The sequence below is a fragment of the Sulfurimonas sp. NW9 genome (assembly GCF_051132275.1).
GTDB lineage: Bacteria > Campylobacterota > Campylobacteria > Campylobacterales > Sulfurimonadaceae > Sulfurimonas > Sulfurimonas hydrogeniphila.
The window spans coordinates 956,601-974,397 of the sequence record NZ_CP093236.1; the positions used below are offsets into that span (position 1 = coordinate 956,601).

Sequence of the window (17,797 nt, forward strand, 5' to 3'; positions counted from 1 at the left end):
GTAGCAAAAGAGCATAAAAAAAGAAGCTACAATAAATTATAATTTTTTTATAAAGGGAAAACTATGTCTTTAATCATGTTAATAGTAATGAACCTGGCTGTTATGGCATCACTGTATGTAGCACTTTTTATTCTAAGCAGTTTTTTTGGTATTTATATTGATCAACAGAGTATGAGTGGGCTTTTTATGATGGCTGCACTTTTTGGTTTTGGTGGAAGTTTTATTTCTCTTTTTATGTCAAAATGGATAGCTGTCAGAGGTATGGGTGTAGAGCTGATAGATACACCGCAAAACAGTTTTGAAGAGTGGCTTTTGGGTACAATTCACAAGCTTTCAGTTGAGGCAAATATAGGTATGCCGGAAGTTGGTATATTTGATGCACCACCGAATGCGTTTGCAACAGGCTGGGATAAAAACAATTCTCTTGTTGCTGTGAGTACCGGACTTATTGAGAGTATGGACAAAGATGAAATAGAGGGCGTTCTTGCACATGAGATAAGTCATATAAAAAATGGTGATATGGTTACGATGACACTTATGCAGGGGGTTTTGAATACTTTTGTCATATTTGTCTCCCGTTTACTTGCTTCCATGGTTGCGCGAGACAGAAACGGCAATACAAATCATATGATGTATTTTGCGATAAGTTTTGCCTTAGAGATGATTTTTTCTCTGTTTGCTACTGCTATACTGATGTGGTACTCAAGACACAGAGAGTATCGTGCAGATGAAGGGGCTGTTGATTTGAGTGGACCACAGGGAATATACTATGCACTGGCGAAATTAGGGCGTATTCCAAAAGAAGAATTGGCACTCAGCGATGATTACAGAGCATTTGGAATAGTCGGATTTTTAGGAAGTTTTTTTGCCTCACACCCTCCTATAGAAGCACGACTTGAACATATACAGGAATACAGCAGAAGGTAACAGATGAACAGAAAAAAAAGAGTTATTATTCTCGGTGGTGGCTATGGCGGTATCAAAACACTGGAAACTTTGGCCAACAATGAAAACATCGAGGTAATGCTGATAGATAAAAACCGCTATCATTATCTGCAGACAGAAAGTTATAATCTTGTTGCATTAAACAGTTCTTTGGATGATATTATCATCCCTTTGGACAGTCTTGTCAAAGGGATAGATAAAAATTTTTGTTTTATCCAGGATGAAGTTTTCAAGGTGGATACACATAGGGTTACATGTAAAGAAGGAGAATATTTTTTTGACTACCTTATAATAGCAGTAGGGGTAAAGACACTGCTTCCTTCTATTTTTAAAAATGATCATCTTTTTGAAGTTAAAAATCTCTCAAATGCTTTGCATTTGAAACAATCTTTTGAGGACACCATCGTAAAACATCTCAAAAAAGAGAAAAAAAATACGAACATAGTTGTTATCGGCGGCGGTTCGAGTGGTGTTGAGATTGCTGCTGAGATGCAAAATTATCTTTTAAAATCAAATTTGGCACAGGAGATACAAATCTCTTTGATTGCAGATGCTTTTTTGAGTGAACTTGATGAACACTCCAGAAAAAAAGCACTGCAAACTTTACAAAACAGCGGCATACGCATACTGCAAAAAATGGTACAAAAAGTTGAAGCAAACAGCTTGCACCTTGAGGATGAGCTCATAGAGTTTGATTTTGGGGTTGTAGCCATTGGACTCGAAGTAAGTGAATTTATAAAAAATCTTGGCTTTGAAAAAGAAAAAATCTTTTAAAGGTTGATGAGTATCTGCGAGTAGATGAACATATATTTGCTATCGGGGATTGTGCATTTTTAAAAGACAAAACAGGTGAACCGTTACCGCAAACCGCACAAACCGCAGAACAAAGCGGAGTCATCGCTGCAAAAAATATCCTCCGTACAATCAAACAAAAACCGCTTATCAAAGCAAACATAAAAATTTACGGTCTGGCCATAGCCCTTGGAGGAAAATTTGCCATTGCAACAGCATCATTTGTAAAAGTAGATGGAATACTCGGGTATTTGGGAAAAAAAGCGATAGAACAGTTTTACAAAATTCCGCTTAAGTTGAAGTCATAAGTTTTTTTAAATGAAAATTACTCTTCTTGTCAGTGCCTTTAATTCCTTGACACAGGTGGCATATACTTACTTTAAAGACAGAAAGTACAGTGTTGATGTGGTATTTGCCATCAATGAACAACAGATGATAGATGAGGTTTTTTGTTTTGGCCCCGATTTTATTTTGTGTCCGTTTTTAAAGAAGTTTGTACCCAAAGAGATTTATGAAAACATCGATACTTACATTGTCCATCCTGGTGTACTGGGTGACAGAGGGGCGTATGCGATAGATAATGCTATCAGGCTTGACAAAAAAGAGTGGGGAGTTACTGTTCTTAAAGCAAATGGAGAATTTGACAGTGGTGATGTTGTCATTACACAAAATTTTGGGATGCGGCAAGCTTACAAAGCAAGTATATACAGAAATGAAGTCATAACAACTTTTTACAGTATGCTTGACGGTTTTTTAGAAAATATACAGGGCAAAAAGTTTACATCGCAGTCAAATTTACCGATGCATCAGGCTCTGTCTCAAAAAGACAGAGCGATTGACTGGCAGAAAGACACAACACAGGAAATTCTAAAAAAAATATATATGAGTGATTCTCATCCTGGAGTAAAAGATGAACTTTTAGGAGTAGAATGTTACCTGTACGGAGCATGGAGAGAGGAAAAACTAAAAGGTAAACCAAAAGAGATTCTTGCCAAACGAGACGGTGCCCTCTGTCTGGGAACTGTTGACGGAGCGGTCTGGATTACCCATCTCAAAGAGCCAAACCGTTTCAAACTTCCTGCCACCTATGTTTTAAAAGAGCGATTGCAAGGTGTCAAAGAGCAAAGACTGCCTTTGATTTTTGACAAAAGTTATAAAACTTTTTATGAAATAAGCTGTGATATAAAAGAAGAAGTAGCATATTTGTATTTCAATTTTCACAACGGTGCCTTCAGCAGTGACAAGTGTATGAAATTAAAATATGCTTTTGAATATATCAAAGAACAGGTAAAAATTGTTGTGCTGATGGGCGGAGAGGATTTTTTCAGTAATGGCATTCATCTGAATATTTTAGAAGACAGCAAGAAAAACGGCGAAGACGGCTGGAGCAACATCAATGCAATGAATGATTTGGTAAAAAGTGTTTTGTTTGCCGATGATGTAGTCACTGTAGCTTCTCTTCATAAAAATGCGGGAGCAGGCGGTGTTTTTTTGGCACTTGCCTGTGATTATGTTGTGGTAAAAGAAGGGGTTGTGCTTAATCCCCACTACAAAACATTGCGTCTCAGTGGCAGTGAGTATCACACGTACAGCTTACCAAAGCGGGTCGGTAAAGAGTATGCTGAGAAGATTTTAGAGGAGTGTCTGCCTTTGAGTGCAGGCAAAGCAAAAGAGACAGGTTTGGCGGACAAACTTTTTGCTCACAAAGAGTATAGAAAAGAACTTGAAAATTTTTGTTTGGAACTTATTTGTGATGAGGAAAAATTGGAAGATTTTTTATGGGACAAAGAGGAATACATAGAATCACATAAAAAACAGATAGAGCATCATCGTGAAGAAGAAATAGCAGTGATGTACCCGGAATTTTGGGAAGAAGGCAGCTCTTTTCATAAAAAACGCTATGAATTTGTCTATAAAATATGCCCTTTAGAAACACCACAGCGACTAAAAGCTACAATAACGAATAATCATTCAGGAAAAGTAAATGCATGAGTACAGTGTAGTCCAGGCACTATTGGAACAGATTGAAAATATTGCCGAAGAAAATGAAGCAACAAAAGTAACAAAAATCATTGTAAAAATCGGTGTCATGAGCGGTATAGAAGCGCACCTTCTTGAGGTTGCGTTTAATACCTTTAAGGAAAAGACCATAGCCGACGGTGCGGAGTTTGTCATGAACATTCAGCCGATTGTCATAAAGTGCAACAGTTGTGAAGAAGTCAGTGAACTTGAAAAAATTCATTACTGTTGTCAAAGTTGTGGTTCGGTTGATGTCAATGTAACAGACGGGGAAGATATGTTCCTTATGAGTTTGGAAATGGAGTAGAGATGCAAGAGTATTGGGAAGCGTATATGAAGCCTATAGACGGGCATGCGGCGATGGTGTCATTGAATGCAGGTGTGGCAGACAGCGTGCCGGATGAGGAGTACATGTATGTAGGATTTGTCAAAGTAAAACTGAATAATCCGAAAGAGGACGGTTTGGTTTGGGAACAAGAGGGCGATGATGTCGGATTTATAGAAGACAGGCTGGAGATGGAGTCTTTGCGGTATCGCAACGGAAAATATATAGGACGCATTATCACACAGGGTGCAGTAAATTTTATCTATGCTTTGAAAATGGATTTTGAATGGAAAAATACAGTCGAAGATGCGATGAAACATTTTCCTGAGTACAGTTATGAGTTTGGATCACGCATAGACAGCGAATGGGAGGTTTATCAAAAACTTCTCTTTCCGACTGTAAAAGAGTGGCAGATCATCACCAATCATCATGCCTGCGACAACCTTAAAGAACAAGGTGATGACCTTCATCAGGCAAGGGCAATAGAACATAAAAGCTACTTTACATGTAATGATGACAGAGAAGGATTTGTGCAAAAAATTCAGGAGATGGGATTTGCAGAGCAAAAAAGAAGTGAAGTGCCTTTTAGAGATGAAACAATGTACGGTATTTCTTTTTACAGAAAAGACAAGCCCTTTTATTATGACATAGATGCTTTGACTGTGGAACTTATAGATGTAAGTGAAGCTTATAATGGAAAATATGACGGTTGGGAGTGTGCTCTGGTAAAACCACTATGGCAGACTCAAAAAAAGTAAAGTTTGTATTTTCGATACTTTCTTGAAACCTGGGTTTCAACCTCACTGTCATTAAGTTAAGCTTTTTTATTTTAAAAGTTTGCCTGCAAGAAAGCCGCTGGCAAAGCTCCATTGCAGGTTGTAGCCTCCGCAGGGACCATCAAGGTTCATAACCTCGCCGCAAAAATACAAACCGTCCATAATCTTACTCTGCATTGTTTTAGGATTGATCTCTTTGAGGGAGATGCCGCCTCTTGTTATCATTGCCATTTTGAAGCCGTCATGTCCTGTAACGGTGAGGGGTGTCCATGCCAAGAGTGAAATAAGTCTGTCTCGTTTTTTCCCTTCGAGTTTTTTGTATGGTGTGTCTGGCTCTATGTCTGCTAATCGGCACAGCTCAAGGCTAAGTGCTTCCGGTAAAAGAGTTTTAAGCAGTTGCAAGATGTTTGTCATATTTTCTTTTGCACTCTCTTTTTTAAAATGTTCGCGTATCTGTTCCTCATTTTTTCCCTTTGTCAGATTCAACAGCAGTGGCACTTCACCGTATTTTTTTAAAAGCGGTGTGACTTCTCTGGCAAAATCAAGCACAACGGGTCCTCGTATGCCGGAGTTTGTAAAAATCAAATCACCCTTTGCCCGCAGTTTTTTATGTTTTTTCAGATTGACACGCAGTTCAACCTTGGCAATGGTGTCAGCCCGACAGTTTTTGACCCAGCTCTCTTTTGTTTTTAAGGGCATCATGGCAGGGGAGAGGTCGGTTACTTTATGACCGATTTCACTGGCAAGATTGTAGCCGTCACCCTCAGCACCAAGCACAGGGTAACCAAGCCCACCGGTTGCGATGATGACATTGGGTGCATAAAAGATATCTGTTTGTGTTTTAACCCCGTCTATGTGATTGCCGGTTGCCAAAAGCCTTGTGGCTCTTTGGTTACATGTAACGCTGACGCCGAGTCTGAGCATCTCTTTTTGGAGCCCGGCAATGATAGTGGCAGAAGAGTGTGATGTGGGGAAAATTCTAAATCCGTCAGGGGCATGGGTCTCTACACCGATTTCATCCATAAAAGTGACGAGAGCTTTGTTGTCAAAGGCTTTGAGTGCATCTTGCATAAAACGCCCCTCTCTTCCAAAACGTGCCATGAAATCTTCATTTGAAAGGGTGTTTGTAAGATTGCATCTGCCACCGCCTGTGGCTTTTAGTTTGGAAGCTATTTTTGAGAGCTTTTCCAAAAGGAGGACTTTTTTGCCTTCACGTGCCGCAACTATTGCTGCAATGATTCCGGCTGCACCGCTTCCGACAACGATGATATCATAATGTTTTTTATTCTCTGGTTCAATCATTCTGTAATTTTAGTATAATTGCATTAATGAAAACTTATTAAAGTACTTCTCTATAGATAACCCCAGTTTCAGAAGCTTAAAAAGAGGGCTAATGTAAGGCAAAGATTCGTAGGAGCTACTAGTAGCTTCAAGGATTTTTAACGAAGCAGTAGCTCTCTTTTTAAACTTCCCTTCGGGCAAAGAGCAAATAGCCCTGTTGCGTCGTTAGATTCCTTTGGATTAACCAGTTAGTCCTGCAGAAATCTGCCTAGCACTAGAACTATTTGTTCTTTGCTGAATTTGGGGTTATCTATAGAGAGGTACTTATGGGCGACAGAGAAAAATGTTATAAGTGTTACAGACCCAAAAGTTCGTGTATGTGCGGGCATTTTGAGCATATACAGACACAAACAAAATTTGTCATTTTGATGCACCCCAAAGAGTTTAAAAAGGTCAAAAACAATACAGGGCACTTCACGCATCAGAGTCTTGACAATTCCGAACTTTTTGTCGGCATAGACTTTACATGTAACACCAGAATTAATGAGATTATTGCCACACATGAGAGTTATATACTTTTTCCCTCAGAAGATGCTGTGAACCTGACAACTGCAAATCCAAAAAGAAGCCAAAAGCCTCTGGCGATTTTTTTGATAGACTCTACGTGGAGCTGTACAAAAAAGATGTTTACACAAAGTAAAAATCTGCAAAAACTCAAACACATGAGCTTTACAACGACAAAAACGTCACAATATCAAATAAAAATACAGCCGGATGAAAATTATCTCTCTACAATAGAATCGACTTTGGTTGTTTTGGAGTTGTTGCAGGAGTGGAAAATAGAGCAGATTAAAGAAGAACAGTTAGCCAGTTTTTTAAAACCGTTTCATGCAATGATAGCGTACCAAAAAGAGCTGATACAAAATCCACGCTCTCACGCGGTACGCTTTAAGAGAAGAGTAAACTAGGCTTGAGTTTTTAGTGCCTGTACCCATTCATAAACAACGTTTTGGAGTTGTTCATTTGGAACTTCTAAAAAACTGATCTCAAAACTGTCATCCAATTCACAAACACCTATGCTTCTGGGACGCACTGCAAGTATTTTAGCATTTGGCAGCTGTTTGCCAAAACAAAATACAATGTTTTTTGCATCTTTTATTTCAGGGGCAATAGTAGCGTCCTGTAATGAGGATGTGTGTTGATAGTGATCGAAAATCGCTATAAAAGTAGCTACAGGATGTTCTTGTATGTGTTCTTGAAAATATGTAATAATTTCATCTGCATTTTTGAAACTTGTTTCATTTTTCTTTACATGTAATGAAAAGACGGGATACTTATCCATAAAATTTGTTTTTGTCATCAGCTAATCCTAATTATAATTTTGCTTAAAGTATATCTTATAATAATTATAATTAGATTAGATAAAAAACTTACTTGGGAAACATAATGGAGCCAAGGCGAACCATATTTGACCCGCACTCAATAGCGAGCTCAAAATCCTGGCTCATTCCCATAGAACAGATTGTTGCATTTGGAAGCTGCTCATAGATTGCATGGGTCGTCTCAAAACTTTTTCTTACAAGCTGCTCATCATCACTGTGTGCGCCTATGCTCATAACACCTTTAAGGTGTATGTTCGGACACTCCTGCATAATCTGCTTGTAGGTTTCTATGGCATCCTCAGGCATAACACCGTGCTTGCTCTCTTCTTTTGCCGAATTGATCTGCAAAAGGCACTCAAGCGTCATCTCTTTTGCCAGAAGTCTTTTTTGCAGTTCATGGGCAAGTTCCAATGAATCAAGTGCCTGAAAAAGACTTGGATTAATATCTAAAAGGTTGTTGATTTTGTTTTTTTGCAGATTGCCTATAAAATGCCATTCAAGCGGCAACTCTTCAAGCTCTTTTGCTTTTGCTTTTAAATCCTGTACCTTATTCTCCCCAAAAGCACGCTGACCGATATGGTAAAGTCTTTTTATCTCATCAGCCGTTGAGTATTTGCTCACAGCAACAATTTTTACTATATGGTGTTCACTTACCTTTAGACGTGCCGTCTCAACCCGTCTGATAACATCATCTATATATAATTTGTATTCAATTTCGTCCATTTTCTTATCCTACCAATCTGTTAATATCGTTAAAAATTCCAAGTCCCATAAGCCCGAAGAGTATGACCCAGCCGGCTATTGTCAGGTTAATGACTATTTTTTCGCTCGGTTCTCGTCTAAAGAGCAGTTCATATAAATTAAACATGATATGTCCGCCGTCAAGTGCCGGAATAGGGAGCAGGTTCAATACTCCGAGGTTTACAGAAATCAATGCCGCAAAAAACAAAACACTCATCCAGCCTACTGCCGTTGCATCGGAGGTGAGTTTTACAATGGAGATAACTCCGCCCATTTCAGAAGCCGGGACATCCCCCATCACGAGTTTTTTCAAACCGGTAAAAATCAAAGTAGAGGCAAAAACAGTCTGATCGGTGGCATATTTCAACTTGTCTGCGAAGTCCAGTTTTTGTTCATGCATGACACCCGCAGCCGATATGCCTATCATTTTGCGTTTGACATCTTCTCCGTACATGTTTTTGGCGGTTTGCAGTTTTGGTTTGAGTGTTATGAGCTTCAGATAGCCGTTTCTGTCCACCTGCAGTGCAACAGAGCCTTTTGCCTCTGCAATCATTTGTGCCATCTCTTTCCAGCTTGTGATTTTTTTGCCGTTTATACTCATAATGGTATCATTGGACTCAAGACCCGCAACATAGGCAGGGGAGTCTTTGATAACCGTTCCCACAACAGGGGCTAAAACCTGAGGATTGCCAAGTGCTATAATGAAATAGAGTATAAATGCAAGCACAAAATTTGCCGCAGGACCGGCTAAAAGAATTAAAATCTTTTGCAGAGGCGTTTTTGTATTGTAGCTGTCCGCATCGTAACTTTTTTTACTCGGGTCTGCATCATCTTGACCTTTCATCTTGACATAGCCGCCAAGAGGAATGGCTGAAATACTCCACTCTGTGTCAAAAGCCCGAAAAGTAAAAAGACGTTTTCCAAAACCTATGCTAAATACTTCTACATAGACACCCATAAGGCGTGCTACGGTAAAATGCCCAAGCTCATGGAAAAATATAAGTCCGGAGAGGACTAAAAGTGAAACAATCCAACTCATGCTTTGTGCTCCTTTACAATCGCTTGTTTAAATCCCCAAAGATATTCTAGGCCCGAATAAACAGTTAAAAATACGGCAAACCAAAGAAGTGCCGCTCCATATGGCCAGTGCATCAGTAAAAACCCTATGGCTATCATCTGTGCTACTGTTTTTACTTTTCCAGACCAGGATGCTTTTACGCTGATACCTTCACTGAGTGCAACAGTACGAAGTCCTGTGATGAAAAGCTCACGAACTATAATGATGTAAATTGCCCAGGGAGAAGCATCTCCCATAACCATAAGTCCTAAAAATGCCGCAAGTGTGAGCATCTTGTCGGCAAGCGGGTCAAGGATGGCACCGAGCATTGTCATTTGATTCCACTCTCTTGCGATATAGCCGTCAAAAAAATCAGTCACAGATGCCAAAACAAACAAAAGTGAGGCAAAATAGTAGTTCCATGTTATATCAAACCCGTTGTCGGTAAAAATTTGGGGATTGAGTATAATCCAAAACATCACAGGCGCAATGAGAATACGCAAAGATGCTAATAAATTCGGCAAATTAAGCAAAAAGTTCCTTTTAATGTCATTTAAGTTCAGTATCCCTTTGGGAACCGGTACTTTAGTCTCACTACCATTAAGTTAAGCATTTTTTTGGAACCGGTACTTCAGTGCCGGCTGAGAGTGGCAAGACTATTGCAACAGCCGGCACTGAAGTACCGGTTCCGAATGTTATTGAGACTTTAGTCTGGGCTATATGTCTTTAAAGGCTAAAACCTAGGCTCCGAAAACTTTAGTAATGAGATTTTATCTATTTATTACTTATTAAAGCCTAATAGACTAAGATTAGGCATGAAGAAAATATGTCCCTTATGCCAAAACAGTGCAGGTTTGCTATACGAAGAGAATCAAAGGTACTTTGCATGTAAGGTCTGTCATGGAATATTTGTTGATGAAACAGACTTGCCGGATGCACAAAGCGAAAAAGAACGCTATGAACTCCATGATGATAATACCGAAGATGCAGGGTATCGAAAGTTTGTTTCTCCCATTACCGCAAATATTGAAAAAGACTTTTCAAAAGAGGAGAAAGGACTTGATTTTGGGGCAGGAACCTCACAAATCATTACAAAGGTCATGCAGGAAAAAGGTTATGATATCAGTCCTTATGATCCGTATTTTCATCCAAACAAAGAGCTTTTGGAAAACAAATACGATTATATTGCTTCGTGTGAGGTGATAGAGCATTTTTACCGTCCCGCAAAAGAGTTTACACTTTTAAAATCTATGTTAAAAGAAAATGCAAAATTGTATCTGATGACAGACATCTATGATGAGCGTGTAGAATTTTCTTCATGGTATTATAAAAATGATCCGACCCATGTCTTTTTTTATACAAAAAAGACCTTTGAGTGGATAGAAAAAAAGTTTGGATTTTCAAACCTTTTTATAGAAAAAAGGCTGATAATCCTGTCTAATTAGACAGGATCTTCAACTGAAACGGCTTTTTTCTCATGGAAATGGAAATGGCTTTCCAAGTCTGACATGTAAAGCAGAACAGGGACTACGATAAGTGAAGCCACCACTGCCGCTACCGTACCAAATATAAGAGCAACACCGAGTCCTCCAAAGACGGCATCTTTTGCAAGCAGTGTAGAAGCGAGCATAATGGCGATGGCTGTCAGGAAAATAGGTTTTGCCCGTGTCGCACTTGCATAGGCAATCGCTTCGGCCTTGTGCATTCCCTTTTCACTCATGAGTGATTTTGTAAAGTCTATAAGCAGTAAAGAGTTACGCGAACTGATTCCGATTAAAGCAATAAATCCGATAAGGGATGTTGCCGTTAAAAAGAAGGTGTCTGCCGTGAAAATATCCATAATCCAGTGACCGAATATGACACCGATGATAGAAAGAAAAGAACCTAAAAGAATGATACCGCTGAGTGTATAACTTTTATAATAGATAACCATCAGTAAAAAGATAAGGATAAGAGCCGCAATAAAAGCACCGCCCAGGTCTCTAAACGTATCCATTGTGACTTTCATTTCACCGTCCCAAATGAGTTTATAGACTTTTCCTGTTGCTTTGTCTGTGAGTTGCAAATCAAAAAGACCTGTTTTTTCGACTTTGTATTCATCACCAAAACTGTTGATAATTGTATTTCTTGCATCAAGCAGAGGATAAACCTGAGAAACCATATCGGTTTCGGCTAAAACATTGGTCATCTGGTGCAAATCCTTACTCATGATCATCGGATTTGATTTTTTAGGAATTACGGTAACAAGTTCCGTGACAGGTACCATCATGCCTTTGTTGTTCATGAGTTTGAGTGAAGCCAGTTTTGCTTTTACAGAATCCAAATCTTTTTTGCTAAATCTTCTTGAAGAGTCCGACAGGCGTAAAAAGAGAGGAATCTGATCGCTGTATTTGTCTGAATTTTTTACAGATATATCCATCCCTTCAAAAGCAAGGTATAAAATATTGTTGAGTTGCTTGACAGTGAGACCTGATTTTGCGATTTTTGTTGTATGGACAATTATTTCAAAACTATCGTATATGTCATCTTCCATAATGTCAATATCAACAAGCCCCTGTGTATTTTGAAAAACTTTTTCAACACGTTTTGCCAGCTTTCTTATGCCCTGCGCATTGTCACCGTATATTTCAGCAACAATAGCCGAGAGTGTCGGAGGTCCTGCAGGCGGTTCTACAAAAGAGATATGTGTATTTGGATAGAGCTTTTCACAAGCATCTTGAATAACAGGACGCAGACGCTGTACCATCAAATAAGAAGGCTCTTCTCTGTCATGTTTTTTTGTGATATTTACGACAATTTCTGCAACATTTTCAGAGTTTTTAAACTGACTGCCTTTAATAAGTCCGGCAAAATCAAGAGGTGCACCCATGCCTAAAAATACTTCGGTATCACGCACTTCTTTTTCTTGAGTAATATAACTGCTGACACATTGTGTCACTTGCTGGGTCTGTTGTATCGAACTGCCTGTTGGCAGTTTCACATAGATGGTAAAAGTATCATTGTTTTTTCCCGGCAACATCTTTGCTTTGACAATTTCAGTCGGTGCTATCATTAAAATAGAGATGATAAATGCTATTAATGTACCGATAAGTATCAATTTTCTCTGCGCAGAACTTTGTATGCCTTGCAGTACAAGTTTTTCAAATTTCTTAAACATTAATGCGCTCCTTTGTCATGTTTTGGTCGTTTTAAAATTCTCACGGCAAGGTAAGGTGTAAATATATAAGCTACAAAGAGCGAAGCAATGAGTGCTACGGGAACATTCTCAGGAATAGGTTTCATAAACTGTCCCATCATGCCTCCGACAAATGCCATAGGCACCATTGTCATGATGATAGCAAGTGTGGCGATATTTGTCGGTGCACCGATTTCATCTGTTGCTTTGATCATAATTTCATCATTGCTTTCATGGGCAGATTCGACAGAATGGTAGTGTCTGTGAATATTTTCAATAACAATAATAGCAGCATCAACCAAAAGCCCCAAAGAAAGCAAAAATGCAAAAAGAGTAATACGGTTAATGGTCTGACCGCTCAAATAGGCTACAAACAGAGTAATTGCCAAAATTGCAGGAACCGTAAAGGTTACGATGAGTGATTCTCTCCAGCCAAGTACAAATATAAGAAGAATCGCGATAATTACAATAGATAAAACCAGGTGCATTACAAGTTCGTTTACTGCATCATTTGCACGTTCTCCGTCATTTCTGGTAATGACATAACTGATGCCTTTTTTGTCCAGTTCGCTTTTGTAGTTTTGCAGTTCTTTTTTGACTTCATCTGCAATAATGACGGCATTCGTTCCCTGCAGTTTTGAGACTGTAAGTGTCACCTGGTTTTCAAAAGGCATAAATTTTCCGTTTTTTTCTCGTTTGCTGATAAGTGCCGATTTGAAGTTTTGAATATCATAAGAGTTTGTCACTTTTGCAACCTGTCTCAAATAAATTGGAGAACCCATATACTGTGCGACAATGATGTCCCCGACATCTTTTGCATCTTCTATGGCATTTTTTACGCCAACCATGACAATTTCATTCTCTTTTGTTTTGTTTTTAATCGCAGGTACATTATAGGAAACTGCCTGTACAGCCTGTGTGATTTGTCCCATAGAAAGGTTATAGCCTGAGAGTTTGTTCAAATCCACTTCTATGTTGAACTGGTGTTTGTGACCGCCTTTGAGTGCTGTAACGGCAACATTGTTCAAACCGTTTATATGGTGCTGGATTTGCTTGACTTTGTCATAGAGTTCTGTTTGAGACATGTTTTTGTCATGGGAATAAAAGGCAACACTTACAATGGGAATGTCAATGTCAATATCCAAAGGCTTGATAATCGGTTTCATGGCCCCTTTTGGAAACATGTCGGCATTTTGCATGATTTTGTCGTAGATTTTGAGGTTTGAATCTTCTTTCTTCTCTCCGATATAAAAGGCTGCATTGACAATCCCGACATTGTCCATAGCCGTGCCGTAAATGTGTTCTACCCCTTTAATCTCTTTGAGCTTTCGTTCTAAGGGTTTGACTATGATTTTTTCTACCTCTTTGGCATTGGCACCCGGCAGAGCTACTATGACGGTAGATCCACTGACAACCATTTGCGGATTTTCTTCACGAGGCATAATCATTAAGGCGAGGTAACCGATAACAAGCAGTGAAATTCCCAAAACAGAGGTCAGAGGATTTCTTAAAAATGTTTTTGCCAGTTTTCCTGCGACATCTTTAGGTGTATATGGCTTATGATGATTCATATTTTTCCCCTTTTAGTCAATGGTTACAGTGGCATACATACCAGGGTAGACTGATTTGTTCAGTGTCTTGAATGATACTTTGATTTTAAATGTGTGTGTCATCGGATTGGAATTTGGTATGATCGCCGTAATCGTTCCGATTGTTTTGACACCGACAGAAGGAATCTCCACTTTTACTTTTTTCCCGTGATGAATGAGATTTAAATTACTTTCCGCAATCTCTGCCGAAATTTTTAAATCACTCAAATCCGAAAGCACAATTGCAGGCATACCGGGCATTGCCATCTCTCCGACTTTGATGTTTTTGGCAACAACAACACCGTCGTTTGGAGCCTTTACATGTAAGTATTTGTATTGATTTTCCACTTCCTGGAGTCTTGCTTTGGCTATGTTTATCATATCCTGCAGATTTTTTGCCGCAAGTTCCATATTTTCCACTTCATATTTTGAGACCATATCTTTTTTCAGCAGTCTTTTGTAGCGTTCCAGATTCAGTTTGACATTCGTGTACTGGTTCTGATACATTTGCAGTGAAAGCTCTGCCTGACGTTTTGCCGAATCAATTTCACGTGAATCTATACTGTAAAGAATTTGGCCTTTTTTTACCTTTTCCCCTTCGCTTGTGTTTACATTGGTAACAAAACCCATAAATCGGCTTGTGATCATCTTCTGATTATCCGAAATCACACTTCCCGAAAGTGTTAAACTCTCCGCTAAAAGTGAAACGCCCAGTGCCAGTAATAGTAGTAGTTTTTTCATGTTAGTCTTCTCCGTTTGCTAATTTTTCAAGTGCAAGTATTTTTTCTGTTCTTTTGTTCTTTGCTATCTGCAGCTGCAGTATCTTTTCAATCTGTGCAGACTGTTTTATGATAACATCACTCATGGAAACAAGTTTTTCTTTATATCTGCCTTCATAATTTTCATAAATGGCATTTGCAAGTTCCAGTTCTTTTTTCAGTGAGGCAATTTCGACATCAACCCCTTCTATCTGTGTCCGGATTTTTGCAATTTTTAAAAGAATTCCCTGTTTTGCAAGTTCCAGCTGTGACTGCATTTTAAGTTTTTCGATTTTCGATTTTTCGATTTTTGCCGCATCGATTCCGCCGTCAAAAAGATTCCAGCTCAGGCGTGCACCTATGGTATAGGCTTTGTGTTTGTCGGCATTTCCTAAAAAGCTATTGTCCGCAGTGGAGACTTCGCCAAAAGCTCCAAGCGTCGGATAGTAGGCTGCCTGAGAGACCTTAAGCATATCTTTTGTGATTTTGAGTCCTGTTGCCGCTTTTTGCAGGTCAATATTGCGCGCTAAAATCTCTTCATCACTTATATGTGGCATGCGCACTTCTGTTGCAGGTGTCTGAATATGTTCAATTTTTTGATTGAGTAAAAAACTGATGTAGTGGTATAACAGTTTTTTGTTGGACTGCATCTGTACCAAGAGTCTTTCAACATTTCCCTTTTTTGCCTGTACTTCAAGCAAATCTACTTTTTTAGCATAGCCTACCGCTATCATCTCTTTTGTTGTCTCTTCCAATATATGGATATTGTCCAGAATTTTATTGAGATTTTTTATAGAAGAATCAAGCAGTGCCATATCATAAAAGCTTTTTTTAAGTTCATATTTTTTCTGTTTTTCTATCTTGTGTTTGTCCAAAGATTTCAGTTCTTTGACTTTTTGCATAATGTCAGTGTAAGAACTGAGCATAAATCCTGTAAAAAGAGGCACTTCATATTTGAGTTTGCTCTGAAAAAAGTTTCGGTAACCCGGATAGTTTAGATTTTGTGGAGGTGTAATATATGGATTTACGCCATTGTTTAAATTCGTCATAAATTCTTCAGCACCAAAATCCCCAAAAGTTGCCTCACGCGAAGTCAGTTTAAATCCAAAGACATTTCCCGCATCATTTGAACGTGCCACATCTTGTATAAATGTCAGTGTTCCCCAGTTTTTCCCTGACACTGCATCAATATCCTCTTCTGCAGAGCGTTCATCAAATTTGGCTGCCTTAATTTCCAGATTTTTTGCTTTCAAAAGCTGTAGTGCTTGATCCAGTGTCAATGCCTCGGTCGCTGACGCTGATACATGTAACAGCAAAGAAAACGCAAAAATACTTATCAGTCTATTCATTTTCCAACATCCTTTTCATAGTTATAATAATTTTAAGTTTAAATTATAACATATATTTCATTTTCATATATCACATTTATATCACATTTATTGAAATATGGTCTGTTCTGCAAGAGAAGACGCTTTTAATATTTACAAAAATGATATATAATACTTATGAAAATCATAAGGATAATTAATGTATAGATATATATTTTTAATTAGTATACTGTTTTTTACTGCATGTGAACCAAAATCTCATTCAAATCTTAACGGTAAACAACTTTTAGAGCAAAAATGTAGCAAGTGTCACAATACTGACCTGCCTCCAAAAACTTTTCAGGATGAAAAAGCACCGCCGATGATGGCGGTTGCATTTCATATAAAAGATTTTATAAAAGCAAGTAGTGAGAGTGACAAGATTCCAAAAGCTGTAGAATTTGTAAAAGACTATGTTGTGAATCCAAGTGCTTCAAAATCTTTTTGTGATAAAGAGAGCTTAAGAACTTATGGAGTAATGCCTTCGCAAAAAGGTAAAGTCACGCAAGATGAACTTGAAGCGATTGCTGAATATATGTTTGAACATTTTACAATAAAAAATTTGACAGCAGCACAAGATTTGCAAAACAGGTTGAATGCAATGCCAAAAGGAAAAAGAATTGCTTTAAAACATAACTGTCTGTCTTGTCATAAAATAAACAAAGATTTAGTGGGACCATCTTTTAATAAAATTGCTAAAAGATACAAGGAAAATATTACGCAGATAGCACAAAGCATTAAAAACGGTTCTGCTAAAAAGTGGAAAGGTTACAGAAATGCGATAATGCCGGCATTTGGTGAAAAGATAAGCAATGATGATATTGAAACATTAAGTAAGTGGATTGCTAAGGAGACTTGACATTATGCACATATGTTCTATATGATTCCAATATAACATTATAATAATTATAAGGAATATTGATGAAAATAGTTTTAGCAGTAGATGAAGACAAACAAACCATAGTAAAAAGAACAGGGCAAAGTGCTTATTTTGCAATATATGATGATGACAAAATGGTTGATTTGGTACCAAATAAGCATCACGACGGTGGACATCATGCGCACAGACACAATGAAGAACATAAGCATTCAGAAATGGAACATGAGGAGCATACAAATTCTCATAGAAAAGATGTAGAGGCTTTAAAAGATTGTGACATTATTTTAGTACAGGCTGTTGGTGAAAATATGAAAGAAGCTTTAGAATCCATAGGTTTAAAGGTAAAAAAAATCAGACAAAAACATGGTACAACTGCTGATGAGGTTGTAAAAAACTTTTTAAGCGGTGCTATTTAAGGCAGAAGAATGGTTGGAAGAAGAAAACTACGAAATATCGGGGCAGATCACAGTGATGTTTGTTTTAAGCCTTGTGGTATTTGTGGTATTGATTTGGAATATATTGAACTCTGCGAAGATGAAATGGAGGCTATTCGTTTGTCTGATTATGAGGGACTCTACCAACTTCACGACTTGTAGAGTCGGCAAGAAAAAAAAACAGCAGATTCTTTGATACATAAAAAAGCCTTAAACATAAAAACAGATAAAAAGTAAGAAAAAAAATAAAAAGAACAATACAAAAAACTGCTGAAT

Annotated in this window: 19 protein-coding genes; 10 read left to right on the forward strand and 9 right to left on the reverse strand. The window is 38.2% G+C overall.

Annotated elements, in window-relative coordinates; translation table 11 throughout:
- Positions 1-63 precede the first annotated feature (63 nt).
- The 5 genes from htpX (at position 64) to MLC44_RS05495 (ending at position 4,839) form a co-directional block, all read left to right on the forward strand.
- Positions 64-927, forward strand: coding sequence for a protease HtpX (gene htpX, locus MLC44_RS05475; RefSeq protein WP_434658756.1), 864 nt, complete (start codon positions 64-66; stop codon positions 925-927).
- A 3-nt stretch (positions 928-930) separates the two neighbouring features.
- On the forward strand, positions 931-1,719 hold the full coding sequence (locus tag MLC44_RS05480) for an NAD(P)/FAD-dependent oxidoreductase (RefSeq protein ID WP_434658757.1): 789 nt from the start codon (positions 931-933) through the stop codon (positions 1,717-1,719).
- Positions 1,720-2,055: 336 nt separating this feature from the next.
- Complete coding sequence (locus tag MLC44_RS05485; protein WP_434658758.1) at positions 2,056-3,729, forward strand: enoyl-CoA hydratase-related protein; 1,674 nt, start codon at positions 2,056-2,058, stop codon at positions 3,727-3,729.
- Positions 3,722-4,063, forward strand: a complete 342-nt coding sequence (hypA, locus tag MLC44_RS05490; protein WP_346388639.1) for a hydrogenase maturation nickel metallochaperone HypA — start codon at positions 3,722-3,724, stop codon at positions 4,061-4,063. The genes MLC44_RS05485 and hypA overlap by 8 nt, the downstream gene beginning before the upstream one ends.
- 2 nt (positions 4,064-4,065) lie before the next feature.
- Positions 4,066-4,839: a DUF695 domain-containing protein gene (locus tag MLC44_RS05495; RefSeq protein WP_434658759.1), complete on the forward strand. Its 774-nt coding sequence runs from the start codon at positions 4,066-4,068 to the stop codon at positions 4,837-4,839.
- A 66-nt stretch (positions 4,840-4,905) separates the two neighbouring features.
- Here MLC44_RS05495 and MLC44_RS05500 read toward each other — a convergent pair whose 3' ends face one another.
- On the reverse strand, positions 4,906-6,159 hold the full coding sequence (locus MLC44_RS05500) for an NAD(P)/FAD-dependent oxidoreductase (protein WP_434658760.1): 1,254 nt from the start codon (positions 6,157-6,159) through the stop codon (positions 4,906-4,908).
- Positions 6,160-6,464: 305 nt separating this feature from the next.
- Here MLC44_RS05500 and MLC44_RS05505 point away from each other — a divergent pair, with 305 nt between their 5' ends.
- On the forward strand, positions 6,465-7,106 hold the full coding sequence (locus MLC44_RS05505; RefSeq protein WP_434658761.1) for a tRNA-uridine aminocarboxypropyltransferase: 642 nt from the start codon (positions 6,465-6,467) through the stop codon (positions 7,104-7,106).
- On the opposite strand, the gene MLC44_RS05510 is transcribed toward MLC44_RS05505, so the two are convergent.
- The 4 genes from MLC44_RS05510 to pgsA all read right to left on the reverse strand — a co-directional run bounded on the left by MLC44_RS05510 (position 7,103) and on the right by pgsA (position 9,851).
- Positions 7,103-7,498 (reverse strand): DUF6858 family protein, encoded by a 396-nt coding sequence (locus tag MLC44_RS05510; protein ID WP_434658762.1) that lies wholly within the window; start codon positions 7,496-7,498, stop codon positions 7,103-7,105. The genes MLC44_RS05505 and MLC44_RS05510 overlap by 4 nt on opposite strands.
- A gap of 70 nt (positions 7,499-7,568) precedes the next feature.
- Complete coding sequence (locus MLC44_RS05515; protein ID WP_151900554.1) at positions 7,569-8,243, reverse strand: YggS family pyridoxal phosphate-dependent enzyme; 675 nt, start codon at positions 8,241-8,243, stop codon at positions 7,569-7,571.
- Positions 8,244-8,247: 4 nt separating this feature from the next.
- Positions 8,248-9,300, reverse strand: coding sequence for an RIP metalloprotease RseP (gene rseP, locus MLC44_RS05520; protein ID WP_434658763.1), 1,053 nt, complete (start codon positions 9,298-9,300; stop codon positions 8,248-8,250).
- Positions 9,297-9,851, reverse strand: coding sequence for a CDP-diacylglycerol--glycerol-3-phosphate 3-phosphatidyltransferase (gene pgsA / locus MLC44_RS05525; RefSeq protein ID WP_346388645.1), 555 nt, complete (start codon positions 9,849-9,851; stop codon positions 9,297-9,299). Before pgsA ends, rseP begins: the two co-directional genes overlap by 4 nt.
- Positions 9,852-10,133: 282 nt before the next feature.
- Here pgsA and MLC44_RS05530 point away from each other — a divergent pair, with 282 nt between their 5' ends.
- A complete protein-coding gene (locus MLC44_RS05530) occupies positions 10,134-10,763 on the forward strand; it encodes a class I SAM-dependent methyltransferase (protein WP_434658764.1) in 630 nt (209 codons plus the stop codon).
- On the opposite strand, the gene MLC44_RS05535 is transcribed toward MLC44_RS05530, so the two are convergent.
- From MLC44_RS05535 to MLC44_RS05550, 4 genes are read right to left on the reverse strand one after another with little or no spacing between them, the layout of a single operon-like run.
- The gene (locus MLC44_RS05535) at positions 10,760-12,475 is read right to left on the reverse strand and encodes an efflux RND transporter permease subunit (RefSeq protein WP_151900538.1); all 1,716 of its coding nucleotides are present in this window, start codon (positions 12,473-12,475) and stop codon (positions 10,760-10,762) included. The genes MLC44_RS05530 and MLC44_RS05535 overlap by 4 nt on opposite strands.
- Complete coding sequence (locus MLC44_RS05540; protein WP_151900537.1) at positions 12,475-14,064, reverse strand: efflux RND transporter permease subunit; 1,590 nt, start codon at positions 14,062-14,064, stop codon at positions 12,475-12,477. The genes MLC44_RS05535 and MLC44_RS05540 overlap by 1 nt, the downstream gene beginning before the upstream one ends.
- A 12-nt stretch (positions 14,065-14,076) precedes the next feature.
- Entirely contained in the window at positions 14,077-14,823 is a 747-nt protein-coding gene (locus MLC44_RS05545; RefSeq protein ID WP_346388647.1) for an efflux RND transporter periplasmic adaptor subunit, read from the reverse strand.
- Position 14,824: 1 nt separating this feature from the next.
- Complete coding sequence (locus MLC44_RS05550; RefSeq protein WP_434658765.1) at positions 14,825-16,189, reverse strand: TolC family protein; 1,365 nt, start codon at positions 16,187-16,189, stop codon at positions 14,825-14,827.
- 178 nt (positions 16,190-16,367) lie between these two features.
- Between MLC44_RS05550 and MLC44_RS05555 the strand changes: the two genes are divergently transcribed.
- From MLC44_RS05555 to MLC44_RS05565, 3 genes are all read left to right on the forward strand, one after another.
- Positions 16,368-17,066, forward strand: a complete 699-nt coding sequence (locus tag MLC44_RS05555; RefSeq protein ID WP_434638106.1) for a c-type cytochrome — start codon at positions 16,368-16,370, stop codon at positions 17,064-17,066.
- A gap of 62 nt (positions 17,067-17,128) precedes the next feature.
- A complete protein-coding gene (locus tag MLC44_RS05560) occupies positions 17,129-17,503 on the forward strand; it encodes a NifB/NifX family molybdenum-iron cluster-binding protein (RefSeq protein WP_346388650.1) in 375 nt (124 codons plus the stop codon).
- A 9-nt stretch (positions 17,504-17,512) separates the two neighbouring features.
- Complete coding sequence (locus tag MLC44_RS05565; RefSeq protein ID WP_346388651.1) at positions 17,513-17,683, forward strand: hypothetical protein; 171 nt, start codon at positions 17,513-17,515, stop codon at positions 17,681-17,683.
- Positions 17,684-17,797 lie beyond the last annotated feature (114 nt).

What these genes read in the sequence shown, in the direction of transcription:
- htpX (WP_434658756.1), top strand. Translation starts at nt 64, where the DNA reads ATGTCTTTAATCATGTTAATAGTAATGAACCTGGCTGTTATGGCATCA.
- MLC44_RS05480 (WP_434658757.1), top strand. Translation starts at nt 931, where the DNA reads ATGAACAGAAAAAAAAGAGTTATTATTCTCGGTGGTGGCTATGGCGGT.
- MLC44_RS05485 (WP_434658758.1), top strand. Translation starts at nt 2,056, where the DNA reads ATGAAAATTACTCTTCTTGTCAGTGCCTTTAATTCCTTGACACAGGTG.
- hypA (WP_346388639.1), top strand. Translation starts at nt 3,722, where the DNA reads ATGCATGAGTACAGTGTAGTCCAGGCACTATTGGAACAGATTGAAAAT.
- MLC44_RS05495 (WP_434658759.1), top strand. Translation starts at nt 4,066, where the DNA reads ATGCAAGAGTATTGGGAAGCGTATATGAAGCCTATAGACGGGCATGCG.
- MLC44_RS05500 (WP_434658760.1), bottom strand. Translation starts at nt 6,159, where the DNA reads ATGATTGAACCAGAGAATAAAAAACATTATGATATCATCGTTGTCGGA.
- MLC44_RS05505 (WP_434658761.1), top strand. Translation starts at nt 6,465, where the DNA reads ATGGGCGACAGAGAAAAATGTTATAAGTGTTACAGACCCAAAAGTTCG.
- MLC44_RS05510 (WP_434658762.1), bottom strand. Translation starts at nt 7,498, where the DNA reads ATGACAAAAACAAATTTTATGGATAAGTATCCCGTCTTTTCATTACAT.
- MLC44_RS05515 (WP_151900554.1), bottom strand. Translation starts at nt 8,243, where the DNA reads ATGGACGAAATTGAATACAAATTATATATAGATGATGTTATCAGACGG.
- rseP (WP_434658763.1), bottom strand. Translation starts at nt 9,300, where the DNA reads ATGAGTTGGATTGTTTCACTTTTAGTCCTCTCCGGACTTATATTTTTC.
- MLC44_RS05530 (WP_434658764.1), top strand. Translation starts at nt 10,134, where the DNA reads ATGAAGAAAATATGTCCCTTATGCCAAAACAGTGCAGGTTTGCTATAC.
- MLC44_RS05535 (WP_151900538.1), bottom strand. Translation starts at nt 12,475, where the DNA reads ATGTTTAAGAAATTTGAAAAACTTGTACTGCAAGGCATACAAAGTTCT.
- MLC44_RS05540 (WP_151900537.1), bottom strand. Translation starts at nt 14,064, where the DNA reads ATGAATCATCATAAGCCATATACACCTAAAGATGTCGCAGGAAAACTG.
- MLC44_RS05545 (WP_346388647.1), bottom strand. Translation starts at nt 14,823, where the DNA reads ATGAAAAAACTACTACTATTACTGGCACTGGGCGTTTCACTTTTAGCG.
- MLC44_RS05550 (WP_434658765.1), bottom strand. Translation starts at nt 16,189, where the DNA reads ATGAATAGACTGATAAGTATTTTTGCGTTTTCTTTGCTGTTACATGTA.
- MLC44_RS05555 (WP_434638106.1), top strand. Translation starts at nt 16,368, where the DNA reads ATGTATAGATATATATTTTTAATTAGTATACTGTTTTTTACTGCATGT.
- MLC44_RS05560 (WP_346388650.1), top strand. Translation starts at nt 17,129, where the DNA reads ATGAAAATAGTTTTAGCAGTAGATGAAGACAAACAAACCATAGTAAAA.
- MLC44_RS05565 (WP_346388651.1), top strand. Translation starts at nt 17,513, where the DNA reads ATGGTTGGAAGAAGAAAACTACGAAATATCGGGGCAGATCACAGTGAT.